Annotated in this window: 8 protein-coding genes and 1 pseudogene; 4 read left to right on the forward strand and 5 right to left on the reverse strand. The window is 60.2% G+C overall.

The features are described from left to right. Positions 1-908 precede the first annotated feature (908 nt). The 4 genes from Y708_RS22055 to Y708_RS27925 form a co-directional block, all read right to left on the reverse strand. Positions 909-1,577, reverse strand: a complete 669-nt coding sequence (locus Y708_RS22055) for an MmgE/PrpD family protein (protein WP_051478385.1) — start codon at positions 1,575-1,577, stop codon at positions 909-911. Positions 1,578-1,969: 392 nt separating this feature from the next. Beyond that, complete coding sequence (locus Y708_RS0100955) at positions 1,970-2,236, reverse strand: GlsB/YeaQ/YmgE family stress response membrane protein (protein WP_028278494.1); 267 nt, start codon at positions 2,234-2,236, stop codon at positions 1,970-1,972. 192 nt (positions 2,237-2,428) lie between these two features. After that, the gene (locus tag Y708_RS28875; protein ID WP_155853601.1) at positions 2,429-2,605 is read right to left on the reverse strand and encodes a hypothetical protein; all 177 of its coding nucleotides are present in this window, start codon (positions 2,603-2,605) and stop codon (positions 2,429-2,431) included. A gap of 25 nt (positions 2,606-2,630) precedes the next feature. Beyond that, positions 2,631-2,852 (reverse strand): helix-turn-helix domain-containing protein, encoded by a 222-nt coding sequence (locus Y708_RS27925; RefSeq protein ID WP_081746407.1) that lies wholly within the window; start codon positions 2,850-2,852, stop codon positions 2,631-2,633. A gap of 1,189 nt (positions 2,853-4,041) precedes the next feature. Between Y708_RS27925 and Y708_RS0100965 the strand changes: the two genes are divergently transcribed. The 3 genes from Y708_RS0100965 to Y708_RS22060 all read left to right on the forward strand — a co-directional run bounded on the left by Y708_RS0100965 (position 4,042) and on the right by Y708_RS22060 (position 7,496). Next, entirely contained in the window at positions 4,042-5,361 is a 1,320-nt protein-coding gene (locus Y708_RS0100965; protein ID WP_028278495.1) for an alpha/beta hydrolase, read from the forward strand. Between the two features lie 393 nt (positions 5,362-5,754). Then, entirely contained in the window at positions 5,755-6,006 is a 252-nt protein-coding gene (locus Y708_RS0100975; protein WP_155853602.1) for a hypothetical protein, read from the forward strand. A gap of 362 nt (positions 6,007-6,368) precedes the next feature. Next, complete coding sequence (locus Y708_RS22060; RefSeq protein ID WP_051478386.1) at positions 6,369-7,496, forward strand: serine hydrolase domain-containing protein; 1,128 nt, start codon at positions 6,369-6,371, stop codon at positions 7,494-7,496. A 74-nt stretch (positions 7,497-7,570) separates the two neighbouring features. On the opposite strand, the pseudogene Y708_RS27930 reads toward Y708_RS22060, so the two are convergent. Beyond that, positions 7,571-7,784 (reverse strand): annotated as a pseudogene (locus Y708_RS27930) (IS30 family transposase); the annotation flags it as partial. Positions 7,785-8,203: 419 nt separating this feature from the next. Here Y708_RS27930 and Y708_RS0100985 point away from each other — a divergent pair. After that, positions 8,204-8,983: a CHRD domain-containing protein gene (locus Y708_RS0100985; RefSeq protein ID WP_026533842.1), complete on the forward strand. Its 780-nt coding sequence runs from the start codon at positions 8,204-8,206 to the stop codon at positions 8,981-8,983. Positions 8,984-9,160: the final 177 nt, after the last annotated feature.

The following is a 9,160-nucleotide window of genomic DNA, read 5'->3' on the forward strand; positions in this document are numbered from 1 at the left end:
GGTACCTGTACAGGACCACGGCCGCCGATGCCGGGAGCCCAACAACCGCTGCCACCACGTACGCGACCCGGTCTCCCCGGATCAGGACATGCAGGGCGGCGAGGACGGCCATGCGCCTGGATCCGGAAGAGATTACCCCCACCGATTCCGCCCGGTGCAGCCTGCTGGAAACCGGGGTGCAAACTGGAAGTGGATGACAGCGCCAGCGACCAAGCCCACCGTAACCAGAACGCGCAGGACAATCATCAGTAATCGATTGCGCGCCTGGTCTGCGTTCGCTGGATCCCTTTCCCCAGCGGGCGTGCCCTACGGTTTCCAGCGGAGCTGCCTGCCCGGCTCACGAGATGACCAGCGTGCCGGACATCTCGGGTGGTAGGTGCAAATGATCGCGTAGTAGCGGACCCGAGATGGGCCTGATCGGCCTCGGCGGCGGAATTGCCCTCGCCGCCGGCGCGGCCCTAGCCGTACAACACAAGATGGGCGCAAAGACCACAGCGAAAACCACCACCGCGCAGTCAGAGTAAAAACACCCGCTCAAAACGGCCGCAAAATCAGCCCTAGACAGCGATTCCCGAGTGAACAGGACATGCGCCGCTTCGAAAACGATGAGCCACAAAAGGGGCCCTTCGCATTTAATCATGGTCGGGGCACATTCCGAGCATTACCATAGCCGACTCCGCCAGCAAACATGTAGACTCGCAAAAAGTGCACTAACGTTGCAGCCAGGCTGTGTAGGCCCACCTGTAAGGAAGTCTCATCGTGTCGATTAGTGAAGCACGAACGAAACCGAGTCTCGTCCGCTACGCCTTAATCGGGCGATTCGTGCTCCCGCAATTCCAAATGCCAAACCAGCCGTTCGAAGTTTTTGCTCACCTGGCCTTCGCTGCTGTGGTGGCACCGTTCGTATTTCACTGGGGGCGCAGCACCTTACATAAGTCTGATCCACCAGTGACAAAATGATACCGGTAGGCCGGGTCACGAATCGGCGCACGGGGAACGGAATATTCTGCGATTCCCAGTGCGTGCCGCGTCGCTTCGGGGTTCAGCCTGAGCAGACGGGCGCCCACGGCGGCCGCGCCGACGGCGGCCGCGCCGACGGCGTTCCATGCTCCCGAGCTGTGGTAGTCAGCAGCTGTTCGGTGGAGAACAATCCCTGCGCGCAGTGACACTTCGTAGGCACCGATCAGCCCCGCCTGGAGGTCTTCCACCGTTGTCAGGGAGCGTTGGTCAATGAAAGCGAGCACGGCGGGAAGCGCAGTCGCGCCGGCGTAGCCTTTTACCAGGCGGTGACCGTCGTGACCGTCCATTGAATCGATGGTTCCAGCGTTGGCTAAAGCGGCATAGGAGGCGCCGACTCGCCGACCGTCGAAAAGCAGGCGGGAGCTTTGTGCTGATCCGCCAGCCTGGCGGTAGGCGTGGTCACGAATAATTTGAGACAGCGGAGCGGCTGTGCCGGCCACCGTAACCCCGATCAGGTCAAGCAGGCAGCACCGCGCCTGTTGCAGCACATCGGCAGGAAGGTCTTGCCCGCTGACTCCGTGGATAAAGTCAGTGATGCCCGAATACTGAGAATTCACGAAGGACCTTCTAGATGTTGCGGAAATTTGACCGGGAAAGCCGGTCAACAAGCCGTGTGTGCGGCCGGCACAGGATCGGCCAATGTCCCTGGTTCGCTCTGGTCCGGCCTCGGCAGGAAAGCATGAATATATTGTCAAAGAGCTCCTCCACCACCGGGTGCGCGCCCCTCTTTTGCCAGCAGATTCACCACCTGGCTTCCGCCCACACACTCATCAACTGACTAGGTGAAGGTGCCGGCCGCGGCGTGGGTGAAAAGCGCCCTAATAATAATGTTCTTCAGGGCCGGGCACTTGAATCCTTCATGAGGGTCGGGTGTGGCTTAGTTCCGTCACGCTGGCGACGTGCAAGGGAGTCATCAGCGGTGCTAGTGGGTCAGCGAGAGCCACGCTTTTTAGTGTCGGCGGCCGACTTTGCGGCGTCCGGTCAAAGCTTCAGCGGTACTAATCAGAGCGATGGCAGCGATGACGGCCACAATGAATCCGAGAATATTGAGCTCAAAAATATTTCCAGTGCCCACGAGGGTGGCAATGAGGCCTCCGATCACTGAACCAACAAGGCCCAGCAGCAATGTAGCGATCAATCCCAGATCCTGTTTGCCTGATTTCAGAAGCCGGGCGATCACGCCGATAACGAGTCCGGCGATAATAAATCCAATCATGGGCGAATCTCCTTCATAAGTATGTTTCTGCACGTGCAAGGCCGAATCGGCGGATGTTTCACCGGCGATACCCACTCAAAGCGGTCCGCCGCCTCAGAGGCAGTGGTCCTTCGCCACCGGGGGTTGGTCTTTGGCCGCGACGAACAGAGCCGCAGGTGGTTTCGGGCCGTTCGGGCCGAGCAGATGGGGAAGTCAGTCGTTTTTTGTGACGGAGCGATAGTCGTAATAGACGTAATGATCAGCGAGCATTGCGGTGCTCCGAATTCCTACACTTGTTCCGTTGATGACCATGATCATGCCCTCGACCCGGCCATTGAATGGATCATCAGCCGTGACGTGGTCGCCTTCTTTGAACGGAATGTGTGCCATTGCTTCCTCCTTTGAGCTGTCTTAGCTAGCTGCTATCAGGGTTCGGTGGTGGTCGGGGGATCTCTGTATCGTGCAGATACGTCTCAACGGCACCCGCACTGATGCGGTAGGAGCGCCCAAAGCGGTGCGCTGGGATTCCTCCCTGCCGAATCATTCGGTACACAGTCATTTTTGACACGCTCAACCGCCCAGCAACATCTGAAACAGTCAAAAATTCTTCGTTTCCACCCGGCGGGTTAGCTGCCATGACCTGTCCTCCTAATCCTTTGGTGACGGAACGGGGAAACCGGACAGGTTCCCCCGTGTTCAGGGATAGCTACGCCGGGGCCAAAGAAATGACCTTTTGGCTTGAAATGCTCAAAGAAAGACACTGAAGTGGAGTGAAAAGTACTTTCGTTTTACCTGCTCCCGGTGACCGCCATCACGGGGTTCGCTCCACCACGGCAGGAACACACTACATCCAATTCGTCGGGAACCCCCGTCCCGGATGGGTAAACGGCATAAACCCGTAGAACCATCCGCTGACGCCCCAGGCGCAATCGCCTACTCCGGCACCCGGACATGAACCCGGCACAGCACCGTAGTCGATCAAATCATCGTTGTGTCATCGGCGGCTGGCGGTTTCAGGGACTATGGAGTCCACGCTGCCCGATCCTCTACCTCCCGCTGAATCTGATCTGAACGAGGGGTTTCGACTTACCTAGTGCACCTTCGCCCTTGAGAGCGGCCACTGTTTTCCGGCATGGCTATGAAGTGCGCATTACTATCCGTTCGCTTACCCGAACACCATCAGACAAACCTTGCCTGATGCTCTTTCCACTTCTACTCCGAGACGAGCACATGGCACAGCGTTCTGGAAATGTCGCGCCTCACTGGCTTGCGGGCGGGACACGTCCGTAAGATCGCGCGACTAGTCTGACCGAGTACAGCTAGCGCGCGACCCGGTAGCGGAGGTAGACGACTCTCGAGCTGAAGGTGCGGGTCAAGAGCGGTTGCGAACAGCGATCCTAAGCGCAGATGGTCATCGCGCCGATTCAACAACGGCTTCGGTAACCATCTCCATTTAAACTCGAGCAGGAGTACGCGCCGCCATAATATGGCGCCCGGAACAGGTTACCTCCACCAGCGGGCCGCACCGCGGTGGAATCCTTACCCGGTATGGCCTGGGCGAGGATGCGGCTGATTTCCCTGGCCCGAGTCTTGCTATGCTCTTCGGTTCGAGTGAAGCAAACCTACCGCTTCCCGCGTGCACCCCCGTAAAAAGCTGGCCGTTTAGATACATTGAACGTACGCTGATGATGGTCGCACCTCCTGGGGCAGTGGCGACGCAAAGTAGCTTCTCTTTATTCATTCATCAGCGCGCGGTCAGCCAGCCAGGAACCTTCTAATGGTGCGGTTCCTGAGGGCGGTGCCACTTCGCTCCGTGAAAGGTCGCCATGCTCCCTCATCTTAAACCCCTCCTGACCGGGATAGTCCTCGCTCCGCTCCTCCTGCTCGGTGCAGCCCCTCTCGCGCAATCCGCAGGGCCGGCCGCCGGATCGGCGGATGGGTCGCAGACTGTTCAGCGGGAAGTGAGCTTCGAAGTCCAAAACGTCAACCGCAGCAAAATCCCCTGCGAAGCCGACGGTGAAACCTACACTGTCCGGGGCAGTATCACCGGACCCCAACACGCACTGGATGATCCGCAGGCGGCCACCCTATTCCTTCACGGGCTCAGCTACGGCGAATTCTTCGGCAACTACACCGAACAACCCGGCTACAACTTCGCCCAGAAGCAGGCCGCAGCCGGGCACGTGACCGTCACCGTCGACCGCCTCGGCTATGACTCATCCGACAAACCCGACGGCACCGGCATCTGCTTTGGATCCCGGGCGGATATCGCCCACCAAATTGTCACGCAACTGCGCAGCGGCGAATACCAGGCCGACGACGCCGCAGGCGCACCCGCCTTCGAGGAGGTGGTGCTCGCCGGGCACTCCGTCGGAGGAATCATTGCCCAGGCCGCGGCCTATAGTTTCGGGGACATCGACGCCCTGATGGTACTGTCCTACTCCGATACCACCGTTTCCCCCGCCGCGATGGGCGCTTTGGAAACAGCCATCGCTGCATGTGAGGCTGGCGGAGGGATTTCCGAAGGCGACCCCGGCTCCCCCGGCTACGTCTTCTTCGGCACGGACACCCCCGAGATGTTTACCATGGCCCATTTCTTCACCCAGAATGCCGACCCAGTAATCGTCGATACGACGGCCGCGATGCGCAACATGGACCCCTGTGGCGACATCACCTCCTACATGGCAGCAGTGGAAACCAACAAGGCCAACATCGGATCAATCACCACGCCGACCCTGGTCCTTATTGGTGGCGAAGACGCCATCTACCCCATCCAGGCAGAAGAACAAGCCGCGCTACTCACCGGAGTCCAGGACATCACCTCGGTGACCATCCCGGCCACCGGCCACGCAGTCACCCTCCATAACACCAAAGACGAATTTTCAGCCGAGGTTTCCGCCTGGTTGGACTCCCGCGGCTTCGGCACCTCACAAATGGGACAAATGCCCTCCGGTGGGGCGGATACCGGTGTTGCAGGGACGCCAGCTGCAAGCAACACTAACGAAAACGCCTACGAAATCATCACCGGCATCGGCGTTGTCACCGGCGCACTGGTCCTCGCAGCAGGAGCAGCCTTCGGTATCAGCCGCAGAACGGCCAACGGACCGTCCAACGGATCACCCACAGGTGGGACGGATTTGAGCTGAATCCCAGGGGATCCACCCGCCCACAGGTGGATTACGCGCAGCAGGACCCGTCATCGTTGGTGTCCGTGCCCGCCTTTACCATCCCTTCATATGGGCCATACTGCACGTCCTACTGATGCACAACTCGCGTTTAGTGGGTGAGCGCATCGAGGAATTCGTGATGCGGGAGAAACTCATCATGCTCATCGCGGCCGAGCTCGAGGTCGTCGCTGGTCAATGTCAGGCCCATCCCCTTTTCCTGAACTGGCGGAAGGCGTAGAGCGTGGATCCTCTGTATCGGGCGTATCCAATAATGTTGGGTATGCTGCATGTCCGCGCTTAACGGAAATCACATATCGGCAGGAAACCGCCGCCACTTGACGTCGAAGGGCCTGCCCGGTGATTGGAGAAGAGATGGAAGCCTTCCCCGTCCGGCGCCGGGCACAGGTTCAGGCGGTCCTGGATGCCCGGCAGCATTGCGAGGATGTGAACGCCGGGGTCGGCAATATTTCAGAACGGTCGGCGGCCGCTGCACAACTCACGGCCGAGATACGGGAGTTGAAGAACATCGATGATCTTTGGCACCCGCTGCGGGCGCAAAATGAAACCGGACCAGGACAACGGGACGAACACCCCGGGCCGGCCGTGTTCCGGGCCGGTGTGTAAGGATAGTCCCATACCCAGCCACTACTAAGGGGGCTGACATTTCGGGGAATGGACGAGGGTTGGCTGAGAACGTGCGGACCGGGCGGAGCCGAGCGCAACAACGCTTTGATGATCTGTGCAGACATTTCCGACGACGGATGAACCGCAGAGGTGTTGCGGTGGGGGATCGGCTTACGCACGTCCCAGCCACACCTCCTTCCGGTTTGTCTGGTTGTTTGTGGGTCATCCACCTGTGGGCGGGTGGAGCCCTTGCGGTCCAGCTCAGAGCCGTCCACCTGTGGCTGACCTGCGGTGTGCTGCGGCGGGGGTAACCGTGCCCAAAATGACAAGGATACTGTGGAGCCCGCTGCTATGATCGGGCCGTGGATGCACAGCAATTGATTGAGTCCATCCGTCCGCTGGTGGACGACGGTGAGGTGCCTGGTGCTGTCGTGGGCGTCCTGCAGGGAGGCCAGGCGTCTGTGGCCGCTGTGGGAACGACTGTGCCTGGTGGAGCTATCGCATTGCCTGTCGACGCCGTGATGCGGATCAGTTCCAATACGAAACCGATGGTCGCCGCGGTTGCGCTGCTCTTAGTTCAGGACGGCGTGCTCCATCTCGACGATTCGATCGAAGCGTTCATCCCCGAGCTCACCGGCCGCCGTGTTCTGCGCCGGCTTGATGGTCCGCTTGACGATACGTTGTCAGCCCAGCGGCCGATCACGATCGAGGATCTGTTGACGATGCGCATGGGTTTCGGCTTCGTCTTTGAGAGCGACTGCCCGGCAGTTGAGGCAGCCGTAGCGGCCGGGCTGGGGTTTGGACCCCCTGATCCTTCGGCTGTGCTAGCGCCAGCCGACTGGATAACTCGCTTCGCGTCCCTGCCCCTGCTCGAACAACCGGGCACAGTATGGCGTTACGAACTCGCATATGCGGTGCTCGGAGTCGTCCTCGCCAGAGCGTCGGGAAAGCCCCTGGACCTCCTGATGCGCGAGCGACTGTTCACTCCACTAATGATGTCTCAGACGGCGTTCGTCTGCGCATCGGGGCACCTGGTGCCGTCATTCGCGCGGGGTGAGGACGGATTGGACCTCTTCGACAGCGACCAGGAGAGTCGGTGGTCAATTCCGCCGGCCTTTCCGGACGCGCGCGGCGGCTTGGTATCAACCGTGGGTGACATGCTGCAGTTCGCGCGCATGTTGCTTGAGGACGGCGGCGGATTGCTCTCGCCGGAACTGGCCGCGGCCATGACCTCCGATCATCTCACCGCAGAGCAGCGGTTTGGGCCCTCGGCGCAGGTCTTCCTCAACGGCGACGGGTGGGGATACGGCGTAGGAGTAGCTCACGGGAAGCTCGGCCGCCGCTACGGATGGGGAGGCGGGCTGGGCACTCTTTGGTACACGTGGCCAGATCACGATACGGCGGTGATGCTCATGACCCAGGTACTGCCACCATCCCCCGCCCTGTTCAATACCTTCACAGAGGCCGGCGAAGGGTCTTTGACATACTGAACGGAGACATACTGAACGGAACTCCCTCAACTTCACCGGAGGTGTCCCAGTGAGGGTTCGGCGGATTCAGGCGGTCATTGCAACAGGAGTCCTTCGATCAGTTCGATCGGTTTTCTGAACTCTAGTATTTTACGTGGCCGGTCGTTGAGTTCCTGGGCGACCCAGTCGAGGTCTTCGGCGCTGTGGATGCTCAGGTCGGTGCCTTTCGGGAAGTATTGGCGCAGCAGGCCATTCGTGTTTTCGTTGATGCCAGGGTGAGTGGGGGTCGCAGAAGTAGATGTCGATACCGGCGTCTACTTTCACGCTCTCCCAGTCCTGCATTTCGCTGCCGGTGGTGGGATGACAAAAGCACCGGAGAACACACGGTGGAGGCCGCTAGTTGTGTTCTTCGACGCTTTCGACCGGGAGAAAACTCCGGCCATCAGTCACTCGCACATGAGGATAGGTAAAACACTACGCGCATTGCCTGAGCTTTACCTGATGATGCAAGATTCTTTTTCTTGTCGTGCTTGCTCAAGGAGGGCATCGGTTTCTTCCAGCTCCCGAACCGCCGCGCACAACAACCCTTGAGCCACCCTTACTCCGCGAACGGGTAACCCGCAGTGGATTGTCTGGGGGAAACCAATCCACACTGCGGATCGCTCCGAATAAGATAGTAAGCGCACTTACTCTGGTGCGTATCCACGCACAGTGAAGGAATTGATCTTATGAATAAGGCAATGCGTTTCCTTGCAGTACCCACCCTGGCTCTTGGCGCCCTGGCGATGGCATCGTCGCCGGCCATGGCAGCGGAGGAGTCCTACTCCTCGACCCTGGGCCAGCTCAACGGCACCACCGGCACGGGAAGCATCACCCTGGACGTCCACGGCGACACAGCTACCGTTGACCTGCAGGTCTCCGGCCTCGCCGAAACCTTCATGGACGCCCCGTACCCTCACGTCCAGCACATCCACACCGGCGAAGAGGCTAGAGGTGAGTGCCCCACCCCCGAGGAGGACGAAAACGGCGACGGCATCATCAACACCACCGACGGCGATCCCGCCTACGGCCCCATCGCCACCACGCTGACCACCAGCGGAGCCACCGGCCCCGAAGAAAGCTTGAACCTCGAGCTGGCTGGCCTGGGCGGCAACTACCAGATCCAGCGCGACATCGACCTCAACGCCGAAACCAAGGCAGGACTCGAAGCCGGCAAAGCCGTCGTCGTCGTCCACGGCCTGGACCCAGCAACCGCCGGGGTCTCCGAGGAAGTGTTCAACTCACCCAGCGACATCGCCCCAGAACTGCCCCTCGGCGCCACTTCACCCGCACTGTGTGGAGTTCTCGTAGCCTCACAGATGGGCGACATGCCTGCCGGTGGCGCCGACACCGGTGTCGCCCAGGAAACCGGATCAAACACCGGCATCCTCGCCCTCGGTGGCGGCCTGGTCCTGGCAGCAGCAGCCGGCGGAACCTTCCTGGTTCGCCGCAGCAACGCTAAGGCATAATTTCCATCAAGCACCACGAACTGATCGGACAGTAGTTCCTCAGATGATTAGTTCACCCAGCGACCGTCGCAGAAGCCATCTGGCCTCTGCGGCGGTCGCCGTTTTAATCCTCACCGGCTGCGCCACCAACACGACCGCCCAAAGCCAAGGAACGCCAGCGCCGACCCCGACCGTTTC

The organism is Arthrobacter sp. H5, from assembly GCF_000520595.1.
In the GTDB taxonomy this organism is placed as follows: Bacteria; Actinomycetota; Actinomycetes; order Actinomycetales; family Micrococcaceae; genus Arthrobacter_D.